This window comes from Stenotrophomonas maltophilia (assembly GCF_025642255.1).
Classification (GTDB): domain Bacteria; phylum Pseudomonadota; class Gammaproteobacteria; order Xanthomonadales; family Xanthomonadaceae; genus Stenotrophomonas; species Stenotrophomonas maltophilia_P.
The window spans coordinates 2,002,772-2,017,420 of the sequence record NZ_CP106759.1; the positions used below are offsets into that span (position 1 = coordinate 2,002,772).

The 14,649-nt window shown below is 66.9% G+C and carries 14 protein-coding genes; 5 read left to right on the top strand and 9 right to left on the bottom strand.

Features of this window, described 5'->3' with window-relative positions; genetic code table 11:
• A complete protein-coding gene (locus N8888_RS09255; RefSeq protein ID WP_065182214.1) occupies positions 1 to 951 on the bottom strand; it encodes an acyl-CoA desaturase in 951 nt (316 codons plus the stop codon).
• Between the two features lie 93 nt (positions 952 to 1,044).
• Complete coding sequence (locus N8888_RS09260; protein ID WP_193396569.1) at positions 1,045 to 1,812, bottom strand: hypothetical protein; 768 nt, start codon at positions 1,810 to 1,812, stop codon at positions 1,045 to 1,047.
• A gap of 131 nt (positions 1,813 to 1,943) precedes the next feature.
• Between N8888_RS09260 and N8888_RS09265 the strand changes: the two genes are divergently transcribed.
• Genes N8888_RS09265 through N8888_RS09275 form a run of 3 tightly spaced genes read left to right on the top strand, consistent with a single transcriptional unit; the run spans position 1,944 to position 3,945 of the window.
• Entirely contained in the window at positions 1,944 to 2,567 is a 624-nt protein-coding gene (locus tag N8888_RS09265) for a sigma-70 family RNA polymerase sigma factor (RefSeq protein WP_065182216.1), read from the top strand.
• On the top strand, positions 2,564 to 3,244 hold the full coding sequence (locus N8888_RS09270; protein WP_263178269.1) for a ChrR family anti-sigma-E factor: 681 nt from the start codon (positions 2,564 to 2,566) through the stop codon (positions 3,242 to 3,244). The genes N8888_RS09265 and N8888_RS09270 overlap by 4 nt, the downstream gene beginning before the upstream one ends.
• 32 nt (positions 3,245 to 3,276) lie before the next feature.
• A complete protein-coding gene (locus N8888_RS09275) occupies positions 3,277 to 3,945 on the top strand; it encodes an NAD(P)H-binding protein (RefSeq protein ID WP_053518533.1) in 669 nt (222 codons plus the stop codon).
• A 21-nt stretch (positions 3,946 to 3,966) separates the two neighbouring features.
• Here N8888_RS09275 and N8888_RS09280 read toward each other — a convergent pair whose 3' ends face one another.
• The 4 genes from N8888_RS09280 to N8888_RS09295 form a co-directional block, all read right to left on the bottom strand.
• Positions 3,967 to 6,363, bottom strand: coding sequence for a PAS domain-containing hybrid sensor histidine kinase/response regulator (locus N8888_RS09280; RefSeq protein WP_263178271.1), 2,397 nt, complete (start codon positions 6,361 to 6,363; stop codon positions 3,967 to 3,969).
• Positions 6,356 to 6,823, bottom strand: coding sequence for a response regulator (locus N8888_RS09285; RefSeq protein ID WP_053518529.1), 468 nt, complete (start codon positions 6,821 to 6,823; stop codon positions 6,356 to 6,358). Before N8888_RS09285 ends, N8888_RS09280 begins: the two co-directional genes overlap by 8 nt.
• A complete protein-coding gene (locus tag N8888_RS09290; protein ID WP_263178273.1) occupies positions 6,820 to 9,057 on the bottom strand; it encodes an ATP-binding protein in 2,238 nt (745 codons plus the stop codon). Before N8888_RS09290 ends, N8888_RS09285 begins: the two co-directional genes overlap by 4 nt.
• 97 nt (positions 9,058 to 9,154) lie before the next feature.
• Positions 9,155 to 9,766 carry a biliverdin-producing heme oxygenase gene (locus N8888_RS09295; RefSeq protein ID WP_155761037.1) on the bottom strand — a complete coding sequence of 204 codons (612 nt, stop codon included), beginning with the start codon at positions 9,764 to 9,766 and terminating at the stop codon, positions 9,155 to 9,157.
• A gap of 126 nt (positions 9,767 to 9,892) precedes the next feature.
• On the opposite strand from N8888_RS09295, the gene N8888_RS09300 reads away from it, so the two are divergent.
• Entirely contained in the window at positions 9,893 to 10,192 is a 300-nt protein-coding gene (locus tag N8888_RS09300; RefSeq protein WP_065175681.1) for a hypothetical protein, read from the top strand.
• 13 nt (positions 10,193 to 10,205) lie between these two features.
• Here the strand turns inward: N8888_RS09300 and N8888_RS09305 are convergent, their stop codons facing one another.
• The 3 genes from N8888_RS09305 to N8888_RS09315 all read right to left on the bottom strand — a co-directional run bounded on the left by N8888_RS09305 (position 10,206) and on the right by N8888_RS09315 (position 13,994).
• Positions 10,206 to 10,691, bottom strand: coding sequence for a TspO/MBR family protein (locus N8888_RS09305; RefSeq protein WP_111186977.1), 486 nt, complete (start codon positions 10,689 to 10,691; stop codon positions 10,206 to 10,208).
• A gap of 66 nt (positions 10,692 to 10,757) precedes the next feature.
• Entirely contained in the window at positions 10,758 to 12,953 is a 2,196-nt protein-coding gene (locus N8888_RS09310) for a translocation/assembly module TamB domain-containing protein (protein WP_263178278.1), read from the bottom strand.
• A 78-nt stretch (positions 12,954 to 13,031) separates the two neighbouring features.
• Positions 13,032 to 13,994, bottom strand: coding sequence for an alpha/beta fold hydrolase (locus N8888_RS09315; RefSeq protein WP_263178280.1), 963 nt, complete (start codon positions 13,992 to 13,994; stop codon positions 13,032 to 13,034).
• A 38-nt stretch (positions 13,995 to 14,032) separates the two neighbouring features.
• Between N8888_RS09315 and N8888_RS09320 the strand changes: the two genes are divergently transcribed.
• Positions 14,033 to 14,647, top strand: coding sequence for a CGNR zinc finger domain-containing protein (locus N8888_RS09320; protein WP_263178282.1), 615 nt, complete (start codon positions 14,033 to 14,035; stop codon positions 14,645 to 14,647).
• The last annotated feature ends 2 nt before the right edge of the window (positions 14,648 to 14,649 follow it).

Here is a 14,649-nt window from a genome sequence, read left to right on the forward strand (position 1 = left end):
TCAGTATCTCGCCTTGTCCAGGACCCACGCTGGGATGGGTTTGAGTCCGCTGACCAGCCGCAGGGCGGCCATTGCGCGCAGCCCGTACCAGGTCATGTCCACCTCCCACCAGCGGAAGCCCTGCCTGACCGAGCCGGGAAAGAAGTGATGATTGTTGTGCCAACCCTCGCCGAAGGTCAGCAGTGCCAGCCACAGATTGTTGCGGCTGTCGTCACGGGTATCGAAGCGGCGCCGGCCGAAGCGATGCGCCAGCGAGTTGATGGTGACCGTGGCATGGAACAGGACGACGGTGGAAACGAAGAAGCCCCAGACCAGAAGCTGCGGCCCGGACGTGTGCAGGCCGGGCGCCGCCCGTTCGAGCAGTTCGCCCAGTGCATAAAGGCCTGCCGCCAGCAGTACCGGCACCGCGATGTCGAAGCGGTCCAGCCAGCGCAGTTCCGGGAACCGGGCCAGATCAGGCACCCGGGCAAGGTCGGTGGTGAACGCCTCGCGGGTCAGGAACCAGCCCATGTGACTGCGCCAGAATCCGCGCTGGCGTGGGGAATGGGGGTCCTGCGGCTGGTCGGCGTGGCGGTGGTGATGCCGGTGGTGCGCGGCCCACCACAGCGGGCCGCGCTGCACGCTGGAAGCGCCGATCACCGCGAATACGAACTGCACCCAGCGCGGCGCCTGGAAGGTTCGATGCGAGAAGTAGCGGTGATAGAACGCGGTGATCGCAAACATCCTGATCGCGTAGAGCGCAGCTGCCACGGCCACGGCGATCCAGGACACCCCCACCCAGATCACGCCGAGGCAGGCCAGGTGCATCAGTGCGAATGGCACCGCGCGCAGCCAGTCGATCCGATCCGCACGCCCACTGTCGGTGTCCATTGCAGTGCCGGCGTCGAACCAGCGCCGGATGGTGCTCAGAAGGCGTTCGCGTCGGCTGCGGAGGGGCGCTGCGGAAGCCATGGGGCGGATCTCGAGAGAGGCGTGTGTTTCTCTACGCAGCAGGGCGGGAAATGGATGCGCCTCGTCGCAGATTCTTCGTCTTCCTGTTTGTCTTCACTTCGCCGTAACGGCGCACCCGGCGACCAGAGGCCGCGCCCACGCCTGCTGCCACTGGCTGTCCGGCTGGGGCGCAGGCGGGCTGTCGAAGCGCACCACCACGGCGGGGTAAGTGCCACGTGCATCGCGCAGGTTGCTGGTGCCGCGGAACTCCAGCAGGCGACGATCGGCCTCGGCGTAGACCAGTGACAGGCGTGGGGCCACGCCGCCATACCAGGTGTCCAGCTGGACCTCGAATGACTGTGCAGCCAGCCCGCGCCAGCGGTTCGCACCACGCCAGCTGACCTTGACCGGATAGAAGCGCTGGCGCCCGGGGACGAGAAAGGGCAGGGTCACCTCGGCTCCCTGCAGCAGCGGTGTCCAGTGCTGGCGCACGGCCGCATCGAAGCCGGCATCGACGACTGCACCGGCAGGCGCTGGCAGGCGTGCCTGCCGCGATGTGGTCGAGGCACTCTCCTTCCACGAGATGCGGACTGCATCGCTGGACATCTCCACGTCAGCCTGCTGACCGGAGCGCTGGTCGAGCAGCCGGTAGCCGCGCGCCAGCGGTCGATCCGTGGCCGCCATGTGTTTTCTTGCAAAGGGCTGGCCGTCCGGGCACAGGTACTGGACCCAGCGCTCGGCGCCTTCCGTGGCGCCCCGCTGCCAATGCATCTCACGGTAGGCCACCCGGCCATCCGGCAGGGTGGCGATGCCCTCGTTGTGCAGCAGGGTGGCCGCGAGGGCGGGGCAGGGCAGGCACAGCAGCAGGAAGGTGAGGCGCATCGAAGGCGCTCCGGCGGGATGTGTTCTGGCATACGCGGCAGGGCCGTTGCTGGATGCAGGTCGGCGCTGCATCCAAACGGGCCCGTGGCCCGTACTCAGGACAGACCTTCACCAGCCCGCCGCGACCGCAGATGTACCCTGACGCCGCCAGCCCTCCCGTTCCCTTCGACACCGCCCGCCTCGTGTCCAGTTCCCAGCAGCCCAGCACTGACGCACTGAATTGGACCGGTGACATGGACGCGGTGGCGCGGTTGCGCGACCGCGACTGCTTCATGCGCATCTATGACCACTTCATGCCCAGGTTGTGCGTCTATCTGCGCGGACTCGGCGTGCCGGATGCCGTGGCTGAAGAGCTTGCGCAGGAATGCCTGTTGAAGGTGTGGCTGCGCGCTGGAGACTACGATCCGGCGCAGGCGGCACTGAGTACATGGCTCTACCGGATCGCCCGCAACCTGCATATCGACCGGGTCCGGCGCGAGCGCAGCTGGATGCAGGTCCAGGCGGCCGTCGAAGAGGCCGCTGCCGCGGACCTGGTCGAGCGCAGCAGCGCCGAGCAGTTTGCCGACCATGCACGGCTGCGCCAGCGCATCAACGAACTGCCGGCCGTGCAGGCGCGCATGGTCCGGATGTCGTACTTCGAGGCCAAGAGCCACGGTGAGATCGCCTCCATTCTGGGCATGCCGCTGGGGACCGTGAAGTCGCATCTCCGCCGCGCATTCCTGCGCCTGCAGTCGCGGATCGGAGGTGCGCAATGAGCCCGCACCACCATCTGCACGAATCGACGTTGATGAGTTATGCGGCCGGCGCACTGCCGGCGCCACTGAGCATCGTCGCCGGCACGCATCTGGAGCGCTGCCCGGTGTGCCGGCAGCGCCTGCGGGAGGCTGAGGCGATCGGTTCGGCGCTGCTGGAACACACCCAGCCTGCGCTTGCCGAAGACCGCCGGGACGCGCTGCGCGAGGCCATGCTGGCCCATCTGTCCTCGCAGGCGGTCTCGGCAGCGGCCGAGCCATCATCGCCGCGGGAGGTGCCGCATGAACGGCCGGAGGCTGATCCGGACTACCTGCCGGCATCGCTGCACGCGTATTTCGGCAGGTCACTGGCAGCGCTGCGTTGGCGCTGGATCGCGCCTGGCGTGCACTGCATCCGGGCCGAACAGATGCCATCGTTGATCATGCTGAAGATCGCCCCCGGAAAGTGCCTGCCGATGCACAGCCACGGACAGAGCGAACTGACGCAGATCCTGCGCGGTTCCTACAACGATGCGTTGGGCCTGTTCGCGCCTGGCGATGTCGCGGATCTTGACGAGGACGTTGAGCACCAGCCGGTGACGGCGCCGGGCGTGCCCTGCATCTGTGTGTCCGCGCTGGATGCCCCGCTGGTGTTCAGTGGTTGGCTGGCGCGCCGCATCCAGCGTTTCGTGAAACTCTGAGCCCCGTGGACAGTCACGCCGCCCCTGGCCGCATGAAGCTGCTCGTTGCCGGTGCAACAGGGCTGGTCGGGCAGGGCGTTGTCCTGGCCTGCCTGGAATCGCCCCGGGTGCAGCGTGTCACGGCACTGGTCCGCAGGCCGGGCAGCCGGCCGGGGCAGCAGGTCGCCGAGCTGCTGCTCGCCGATTTCCGGCAGGCCGCCGGGAGTGTTGACCTGTTTTCGGGATTCGACGCCTGCCTTTACTGCGCCGGAGCGCCGCCGGTGGGAACCCGCGAAGCCGAGTACCGCGCGGTGACCTTCGATGCCACGCTTGCCGTGGCTTCGGCGTTCGCCCAGGCATGTCCGCAGGGGCGCTTTCTGTACGTGTCCGGGGCTCATGCTGATCCGCAGAGCCGCATCATGCCATTGCGGGTGAAGGGGCAGACCGAACAGGCGCTGGCCCGCTTGCCGATCCGTACGGTGATGTTGCGACCAGGCGGTGTCCAGCCTGTTGCAGGTACAGGCACGGTGCATTCGTGGATGAAGCCACTCTATGGTGTCGGCGCCCCGGTGCTGGGGCTGGTCGCACGCATGGCCCCTTCCATCGCGACCAGCAATCTGGCCCTGGGGCGGGCGATGGTTGCACTGGCCGACATGCCACAGCCGCCGGGCGTCGTTGAGTGCGCGCAGATCAACCGGCTCGGAACCAGGCAAGGCCCCTGAGCCGGCGCGCGCCCCGGTCCGTCAGCTGGAGGACGCCAGCACGCCGCGGATCGATTCGGCCAGATCGGCGCGCGTGAATGGCTTGCTCAGCAGCGCCGCAGAGCGGCCCGCGCCCCCGGGGGCGTCATGATCGCGCGGATAGCCGGATGTGAACAGAATCGCCACCTCAGGCCAGCGCTCCCGGACTTCGCGACCCAGTTCCCAGCCGGACATGCCGGGCATCACGATATCGGAGAACAGCAGATCGATGCGCGCGTCCGGGCGTTCCAGCAGGCGCAGCGCGGACGGCCCGTCATGTGCCTCCAGCACGCGGTAGCCCAGCTGGCGCAGGGCGTCGACGGTGTATGCGCGGACATCGTCATTGTCTTCAGCGACCAGGATGGTCTCGCCGCGCTGTTCATAGCCGGCCAGGCCCGCTGCCGGCGCGGGAGATTCACAGGGCAGTGGCAGCGGCGAGCGCGGGAACATCATGGTGATGCTGGTTCCTCCGCCCTCCACGGAGTCGATCAGGACGTGGCCGCCGGACTGCTTGACGAAACCATGCACCATGGAGAGCCCCAGGCCCGTGCCACGCCCCACCTGTTTCGTGGTGAAGAACGGCTCGAACACCCGCGCCAGCGTATCGGCCGGCATGCCGTGGCCGTTGTCGCGGACGCGCAGCATCACGTACTCGCCCGGAGCCGCATCGGGGAACAGGGCGGCATAGTCGCCGTCGAGATGGCTGTTGTCGATCTCGACCTTCAGCCTGCCGCCGCTGGGCATCGCATCGCGTGCATTCACCGCGAGGTTGAGCACGGAGGCCTCCAGCTGCGCGACGTCCAGTTCCACGCACCAGATGCCGGCAGCCGTGCTGATCTCCAGTCGCACCAGCTCGCCCAGCGCCCGCTGCAGCATGTCCTGCATTCCGAGCATGCAGTCGTTGAGATTGACGGCCTGGCTGCGCAGCGGCTGGCGGCGCGCGAAGGCCAGCAGCCGCTGGGTCAGGCTTGCCGCGCGCGAGACGCCCTTCAGGGCGTTGTCCAGTGCGCGTGTGGTCGCCTCGGCCGACGCTCCAGGATGGCCGCTCAACAGCATCGCGTGCTCGACGTTGCCGGAGATGACCGTCAGGATATTGTTGAAGTCATGGGCGATGCCGCCGGTCAGCTGCCCGACGGCCTCGATCTTCTGCGCCTGCCGAAGTGCATGCTCTGCCTGTAGTCGTGCGGTGGTCTCCACGGCTTCGGACACCACCGCGGTGACCTCGCCTGCGCCGTCCTGCAACGGACGGAATGAAACGTCGAAACTTCGCCGGCCGGTGGGCAGCTCCAGTTCGAGCGAGTGCAGGGAGCTGCGCCCACTTACGGCATCGGCAACCGCCTTGTCGATCACCTCGCTCATTCCGGGCGTGGTGGTGAACCAGGGCGTCTGCCAGTAGGGGGTATCCACAACCTGCGCCTTCTCGGCCAGCACCGCGGCCAGCGAGGCGACGTTGGCGTCGACGACACGCCCGGACAGGTCAAGCAGCACCTGATGCTGGAAGCTGGACTCGAAGATGGACTGCAGACGTCGCTTGCTGGCCCGGAGCTCGGCGGTGCGCGCCTGAACCTGCCGCTCCAGCGACTGGTTGTCCTCGCGCAGGGCCAGTTCGGCGCGCTTGAGCTGGGAAACGTCGCTGCCCACGCAGATGTAGCCGACCACGCGGCCATCGGCTGCGCGCTCCGGTACGCAGTCCATCTGTACGAAGCGTGTCTCACCGCTGCGATGGGCAAGACGTGCCTGGAAGTTGGCGCGCTCTCCCTGGAGGACCTGCTGCAGGCTGGGCAGCGCCTCCTCGAAGGCTGAAATCCCGCTGATCTCGCGCGCAGTCCGTCCCTGCAGCTCGGCCAGGCTTACCCCGTGCCAGTCGAGAAACGCACGGTTGGCGAAGCGGAAGCGGTGTTCGTGATCGAACTGCGCGATCAGCGCCGGAACCACGTCGGTGATCTGCTGCAACTGCGCCTGGCTGTCATTCAGTGCCGCCTGGGCCTGGGCCAGCTCGCCACGCTCGTGGGCCTCCTGCCGTGCACGCCGTATCGCGTCCGGCAGTCGTTGCAGCCGCTGCTTCACCACGTAGTCGCGCGCGCCACGGGTCAGGGCCTGCACCGCCAGTTCTTCGGTAAGCGTGCCGGAAACAAAAATGAATGGCGTATGGGGGACGCGTTCGCGCGCCAGGGCCAGGGCCGCATCGCCATCGAAGCCGGGCAATACATGATCGGCGAGGATGACGTCATGCGTGCCGCTGTCGATGGCATCGAGGAAGCCCCGACGCGTCCATACGCGCTCCGCCTCGAAATCCAGGCCGGCCCGCAGCAGCTGGGCGGAGATTAGCTCCGCATCGAGTGCGCTGTCCTCCAGCATGAGGATGCGCAGGCGCTCGCCGCGGTCGGTGATATCACCCATGGTGGTGTCCCGAGCCGTTCGGGCGATGCGGCGGTGGTTGATTGGTGATTCCCCAGAACATGCCAAGACCCTGGATCGCGTCGAAGAATTCCTTGAAATCCACGGGCTTGACCACGAACGCGTTGACCCCTAGTTCATAGCTGCGGATCAGATCCTGCTCCTCCCGCGACGAGGTCAGCATCACGATCGGGGTGCTGCTGAGAACGGGATCGCCACGAACCTGCTCGAGCACCTCCAGTCCATTGACCTTCGGCAGCTTGAGATCGAGCAGCACGACCACGGGGCCGCCATGGCGGGCACCGGAAAAGGCGCCCTCGCATCGCAGATAGTCCAGCGCCTCGGCGCCGTCACGCACATGGATGACATCATTGAGCAGCTGGCAACGCGACAGCGCGGCCAGGGTCAACTCAGCATCCTTGGGGCTGTCCTCGACAAGCAGGATCGGCCGCAGGTCCCTCATTGAACATCTCCAGAATGCAGGGGCAGGGTGAAATGGAGGGTGGCGCCTTTGCCCGGCTCGCCCTCGGCCCAGGTGCGGCCGCCATGGCGGCCGATGATGCGGCGCACGTTGGCCAGGCCGATGCCGGTACCTTCGAATTCCTCGACATGGTGCAGCCGCTGGAACACGCCGAACAGCTTGTCCACATAGCGCATGTCGAAGCCGCAGCCGTTGTCGCGCACAGTGAAGACATCCTCGCTTTCCGAGCGCTCGTGCGCCACTGCGATCACCGCGTGCGTGCGCTCGCGGGTGAACTTCACTGCATTGGACAGCAGGTTCTGCCAGACCAGGCGCATCATGGTGGGGTCGGCCTCAACCTGGGGCAGGTCCCCGATCTGCCAGTGGACGTCGCGTCCGTGGTATTCGAACTCCAGCATCTTCCGCACATCCTCCACCATGGCTGCCATGTCGATGCGTGCGCGACCCAGCGTCGAGCGGCCCATCTGGGAGAAGCTCAGAAGATCATCCACCAGCGTGCCGGCCGATTTGGCCGAATCAACGATGGTGTCGAGGAAACGCCGCTCGGTCTCGTTCAAGCGCTCGGCTGCCGAGCTGCCCAGCAGTTCGGAATAGCCCACGATATGCCGGAACGGGGCGCGCAGATCATGGCTGATGGAATACGAGAACGCTTCCAGCTCCTTGTTGCTGCGCATCAGCTGCTCGTTCAGTTCGGCCATCTCTTCCGCCTTGCGCAGCACGATGTCGACGATGGCGTTGCGCATCTCGAGCGCCGCATCGCAGTCGGCCTCGTTCCACGGCAGGCTGCGCTGCTGCACGGTCTCTTTCCATGCCTCGAATGAATGCCGTGGCGACAGGGCGTCGCTGCCGCCTGCGCTCTTGCGTGGATCGCCACCCCATCTGACCGTGCGTACCACCTCTGGGCGGAACCACATCAGGTAGCTGTCATGCAGCTGGGAGATGGATACGGCGATCACGCCGCTGGCAACATCGCTGAACTGCTCCGCAGGCGGCCAGGCCGCGGTCAGATGATCGGTGACGTACATTTCCTCGCCCACGTGCGCGGTCGCGAGCCACTGTGCCAGCGCAAGTACCTCCGGATTCCCGGGGCATTGGCCCAGGCGCATGCAGTCGTTCCTGTGCACGATGGCCGCGCCCTGCGCGCCGGTCAGTGAAAGCAGGCTGTCAGGGTCGCGGCGGAGCGCGGCCATGAAGTCCTCGTCGCCGGCCATGCGGCCCAGCAGCTTGACCAGCAAGGACCGGCGCCCGACCCGTTCCTCCACGGCGCGTGCGCGCTGCTTCAGTGCGATCTGCAGCGACAGGATCTGCCCCATGAACTCGCAGGCCGTGCGCACGTGATAGGGCAGCCGGCGCGGCTGTGCGCTGTGGCACGACACCAGCCCCCACAGCTGTCCCTCGTGGATCAGCGAGACCGACATCGATGCCGCCGTGCCCATGTTGCGCATGTACTGCAGGTGCACCGGCGAGACGCTGCGGAGCGTGGAAAGGCTCAGGTCGGTGGGCGGGGCCTGGCGATGATGCCCGGCCCGCACCAGGGGCACGGGCGTGTAATCGCAATCGGCGATCAGCCGCACCCGGTTATGCAGATACAGGGCGCGCGCCTGCGCCGGAATATCCGATTCCGGGAAGCGCAGATCAAGATACGAAGGCAGGATGCCGTTGCCATCTTCGGCCACGACGGTTCCATTCCAGCCGGCGTCGAACTGGTAGACGAGGGTACGGTCGAATCCGGCGATCCTGCGTATGTGCGCAGCCGCCAGCTGGCAGAGATCCTCGACCGTCGCGGCCCCCTCGATGGCGAGCATCAGTTCGCGGATCGCGGGGTACAGCTCCTCCAGCGAGGCGGGTTGACCGGCAACGGGGGCTTCCAGTTCGATCAGAAGATCGTCATCTGAACGATGCGCGAGCAACTGGTGGCGCCCCAGCCCATCCAGGTGGACCGCGCCCAGGTGCAGCGTGCCGCCGGGTGCGATGTGCCGCAGGCGATGTACGAAGGGGCCGATCACACCGCCCAGTGCGTTCTCGACATGCTGCATCAACGGATCACCGTACTGGCGCAGCGCGATGGGCTGGCTAACGGCACATTCCCGCACCAGCAGCGTCAGCGGATCCAGCACCAGCAGCACGCCATAGGGCTGGATGGCGCCCGGTGTGTGGATGGGTTCCCGCGCACAGTCCGACAGTGCATCGTTCCAGGTGCGATCAGCGGAAGGCATCAAGGGCGGTACTCATGATTCGTGACGGGCCGAGCGGAATGGAATGGTGACGGAAAATGCTGCTGCCGCATACCGTCCGGACGATGTGAATGCCTGTTCACGCATTGCTGAACACTTCAGCTGCGCAACGCCGCACGAATGCAAACGCCTGTTGAGCCGCGCTGCAGGCCTGCTGGCGTTGCTGCTGCGTGAGGGGTTCCGCATCCAGATGCGCGCGGGTGATCCGCCATTGCTCGGCCACGCCTGCAGGCGAAGGTGCAAGGTGACGGGCGCCATGGCCGGCACCCAGCCCCAGCGCGGCGGCGTACTTGAGCAGGACGGCCGAACCCAGGGCAGAACCCTCGACGGTATACAGCCAACCCAATGCCGACGCACGGGATGCGTGCTGCAGCCTGGGACGCCAGGCATGCGCGCGTGGCAGCGGGGCGCCCATATCCAGCAGATCCTGTTCAACCAGCTGCAGTCGTGCCGTTGCCGGAAGCATCAGCCCGTCCATGTACAGCGGCGCGGCGGCGTGGTGGAAATGCCATTGGACCTGGAGAAAGCGCCCGTAGCGCAATGTGGATTCGAACAGGCGTTGCCCGATCAGGAACGCATCGAGGCTGCCGTGCACCGACCGCGTGGCGTCCCTCAGGTACACGCTCAACGGACTACCGGCAGACTGCTGGCAGCGGGCGGGTGGATCGGAGGACGGCAATGGACTGTGCATCTGCGGCACCCTAGCAGAATCGGTCCGCGGCCCGCACAAGATTTCGCGGTCACTGCATGTGCACTGCACACCCGCTGCACGCCGGTTTCCATAACGTACGCAGGACACTTCCACTGGCGCTCCGTCGTGAACCTGCACACACCCCCGAACACGTCCCACTCCATGCGCGCGATGCCGGACAGCTGCCAGTTCCAGCTGCTGGATGTGGATCTTCTGCAGGACCCCGGCACCCGCCGCATCGTTCACCTGTATTCCATGGTGGCACGCTGCCTGCGCTGCGAGACGGTGTTCAAGGCGGTGGAGGGGCAGGGCCTGGTCAGTATGTCGGCCATCCGCGTGCTGCGCTGCCCGACCGGCTGCGGGCAGCAGTCGCTGAAGGGCGCGACCCTGCGCAGCTGGCAGCCTGCGCCTGAAGCAACCGCCTGAAGCGCGCACCGCCTTACAGGGCCCCGGGGTTGGCCTGCCACACCGCGTAGTTGAGTACGGCGGCGAACCCTACCCACAGCAGATAGGGCAGTAGCAGGATCGCCGCCAGCGTCCGGACGCGCGCGAAGGCAATCACGGTGGCGATGATGAGCGCCAGCAGGGCCAGGATATCCACGAAGGCGAGCGCACCCTGTTTCCATCCAAAGAACAGCCAGCTCCATGCGGTGTTGGCTGCCAGCTGCACGACGTAGAGCGCCAATGCCACCGTGTTGGGGCGCCGTTCCTTCTCGCGCCAGACCAGCCACGCGGCCACTGCCATCAGCGCGTACAACACCGTCCAGACCGGTCCGAACAGCCCGGCGGGAGGCGCCCACGCGGGCAGCGACAGGGTGGAGTAGAAGTCCGATGCCGAGATCGAGGCCCGTGCGCCAAGCGCCGCTGCCACGAAGGTCAGCGTAAGCCAGCCGGCCAGTCCAAGGGCCTGCGTTGTTCGTTTCATCGGGCATCCTCGCGTGGGTCTCGAACCAATACGAACGAGTGGCACGTTTGGATGCAGCGCCGGCCGTCAGTCCCCAGGCGCTTGTTGCGCAGGTGCCGCCGAGGCGGGCAGCAGGGAGGGGCGCTCATCAAACCACTCGCGGGCCTTTGCCAGGTGCCAGCGGCGCTGCTCGCCGTCGAGCTCGAGGCCGGCCCCGAGCACGCCCCAGCGCAGATAGAGATCGCCGCGCTTGTGCTGACCGGGAAGATCGAGGCGGGCGCGGACGGACCACCGGTCATTCTCCGCAGTCAGCTCGTCCAGGGTGAGATGCCCCGGCCGCCAGCGCAGTGCGGTCTGCGCATCGACCTGGCCAGCGTCGAGCAGCGACAGCACCCAGCGCGGATAGTCGCCGCGCTCGGCAAACACCGCCAGCAGGGGCGAGGCATCGCTCATTGCCACGGCGCCACGTGCGTCCACCTGGAACGGCGACTGTGCATCGATGCGCCCGGACTGGATGTCGATACGTCCGCGCCACGGCGTCTTGCGTGCGACACCGGCGATCTGGATGTTGCGCAGCTCGACGGTGCTGCCGGAGACGTCGAAATGGCGGTCAGTGAAGTTGCCGCGGCGCAGGGCTGCATCCAGCTGCACGTCGCCGGCCAGTGACAGCCCGGCGACCTGCGCACGTGCCTGCCGGCCCAGCAGGCGGGCGCTGCCCTGGCCGATGCGACCATTGGTGTCCAGCCGCATCTCGCCGCTCACCTGGCCGGTGCCGCCGAGCAGCCGTACCTGGTCCGTGCCCAGATAGCGGTTGTAGGCCGCCAGGTCCGGAATGGTGGCGTCACTGAAACGCAGGTGCGCGCGCACACCGTTGCGCAGCTCGCGGATACGGCCGTCACCGCTCAGCGTCACCTGCAGATCGCGGCCATCGAACAGCCGTGTGCGCGGCGCGTCCGTCGGGTTGGCAGTGAAGCGGGGCAGGCGTACCGACAGCTCGGCGCGGGTGGGCGATCCGTCCTTGAGCTCACCATGCGCGCTGGCCGTGCCCGCCATCGTCACGCCGGCAATACCGGCAACCGCTTTGGCGGAGGGAATGTCGACCGTGCTGCCCGCCACCAGTTCACCGTTGCGGAGCTTCAGATCCGCCTGCAGGACGCCGCCGCCATCGAGCTGCAGCCAGGGTTTGCGAACGAACAGCGCGGGGATCCAGTTGAGTGAGGTGAAGGTCCACTCGCCGCGCACCGTTCCCGAGGTCCGTTCGATCAACTGGTCGATCTGGCGGAAAGGAATCTCACGGCCAGCAATCCGCAGATCGGCGTCCAGCGCTGCGCCCGTTCCTTCCTTGGGAGGCAGCCGGGCCTGCAGCCGAATGTCGTCGGCGGTGTTGAGCTGCAGGGCCAGAACGCCACGGCCGGGAGCGCCGTCACCGAGCAGCAGGGGCACGTGCCACAGCGCGTGGCTGCCGGGCTGCAGGCGTCCATGGTCCATGCGGATGTCCATCTGCAGTCGCCCCGGCACCGGGGCACTGGCGATCCGCGGCTGCGCCAGGCCGGTATCCAGGCGCAGCCCCTGGCTTCGTGCGTTGACCTTGAGCGCAGCCCGCAACAGGCCCAGTTTGGCCAGGCCGGGCGCCTGGTCGCGGAAATGGCGGGGATAGCTGAAGCGGGACGTGAGTTCTGTGTCCCCCAGCAGCTGGACGCCGTCATAACTGACGTCGGCGGCATCGAAGCGGACCTGGGAATCGAACAGTTCCGACGGACCGCCGCGCAGTTGCTTGAGGAAACCGACCGTTCCGGCTCCCTTGCCGATGATCAGCAGCTTGCCCAGCCGGGCACTGCGGATGCTGTCGCTATGGATGGCGTTGAAGCGCAGCGTCCACCCGCGGGTGCCGCGGGGGGGCGAGGGGACGACCTGATCGACGCGACTGACGTCGGCCGAAACACCGGTCGCCTGCAGCCGCGGCACCCGGACTTCGCGCCGGAACAGGGGGAGGAGGGCAAGGCGCGCACTGGCACGTTCCGCATGCAGCACATAGACCGTGTGGTTGACGTGGCCGCGCATGTGCACGTTCCAGGCGATCACGTGGCCCGGCACCAGTGTGATCGCCGGGCCCGTGGTCATCACGAACTTCTGCGGCTTGCGGTTGGTGACGTTGTCGAACAGCGGCGTGTTGAGGAAGACGTTGCCCGCCAACAGATAGGCTGCGTAGAGGCCGAGCAGGATGTAGAGCGCTGTGCGCCACCGGCGAGGCAAATGCTTGAGGTGCGCGCGGACTGCTGCCATGAACGCTCAACATGATGACGAACTCCGGCCACTATGGCCGAGTACCGTGGTTCACCATGTGAAGCGGCAGACGACGCATCAGTCGCGGATGTCCTCCTGCGCAGCTTCGCCGACGTGGCGGTCGAGGAACCGGCGGACGACGGGGATGATCTGCGCGGCGTGCGTTTCCAGTGCGAAGTGCCCGGTGTCGTAGAAGTGGATTTCCGCTGCGGGGATGTCGCGCTTCCACGCTTCGGCGCCGGCCGGCAGGAAGTAGGGGTCGTTGCGTCCCCACACCGCCAGCAGTGGCGGTTGATGGTCGCGGAAGTAGGCCTGGAAGACGGGGTACATCGCCACGTTGGAGGCATAGTCCAGCAGCAGATCCAGCTGGATATCCGCGTTGCCGGGCGTGGTGACCTGCAGGCCCTCCAGGATGTATCCGTCGGGAGCGACCGTGCTCGGGTCCTTCACGCCCTCCAGGTACTGCCATTTGATCGAGGCCGGCGTCGGGAAGTCGGCCAGCGCCAGCCGGTTGGCTGCGGTCGGCTGCCGCCAGTAGGTCCGGATCGGGTCCCAACCCTTGGCCAGGCCCTGCTCGTAGGCGTTTCCGTTCTGGGAGATCAGTGCCGTGATCTTCTCCGGGTGCGCCACGGCCAGGCGCCAGCCGACGGGAGCCCCGTAGTCGTGCACCATCAGCGCATAGCGGTCCAGCTTCAGCTGCTGGGTGAAACGGTCGATGGTGGTGGTCAGGTTGTCGAAGGTGTAGGCGTAAGCACCACGCGCCGGCGCCCGGGTGTGACCGAACGAGGGCAGGTCCGGCGCGATCACGCGGTAGCGGTCGGCAAGCGCGCTGATGACGTCGCGGTACATGTACGACGATGCGGCAAATCCATGCAGGAGCAGCACGGTGGGGGCGGTTCGTGGCCCGGCTTCGCGATAGAAGACCTCCACATCGCCGACCTGCTCGTAGCGGTAGTGGATCTGGGCGTCAGCCGCATCGACGTCGCCAGCCAACGCGGCGGCCACGAGTCCCAGAGAGGCCAGTGCGTGTTTCGTACCCATGGCATGTAACCTGTTGTGTGTGTTTTTGAAGGTTACGAATGGCCGTGGTAACCTGTCAACAATTATTTGAGCGGTTACATATGCGCGACGTGCACCCGGCCCCTCCGCTGTTCGTGGGCAATGACCTCGCCCTGGATTTCATCAACACCTGCTACGGGCCGCCAGGCGCGCCCGAGGATGTGCTGGTCGATGACGCATCGGTGCTCCACTGGCTGGCGTCGGCCGGTGTGCTTGCAGATGATGCGGTTCCAGTCGCGCCAGGCCTGCTGGCACTGGCCATCGCGCTTCGGCAGGAGGCGGGCGACGCATTGGCGGCTGCGCGCAGCGGCGTACCGTTCCAGACCCCTGTGGTGAACCGGATCCTGGAAGAAGGGCGCCCGGTGCTGCGGCTCGAGGCGGCCTCTGGCGTTCCCCGGCTCCTGCAGCAGCGCCGTGACGGCAGTGCCGGGAGCCTGCTCGAACCTGTCGCTGCGGCCTTCGCGCGGCTGCTGTCCGAGGGAGATCTGGCGCATGTCCGCAAGTGCGAAGCACATGACTGCACGCTTCTTTTCCACGACACCACCAAATCCAGGCGGCGGCGCTGGTGCAGCATGGCCCAGTGCGGAAACCGCATGAAGGTGGCGGCGTTCCGCTCGCGCAGGCAGCCGCACTGAAC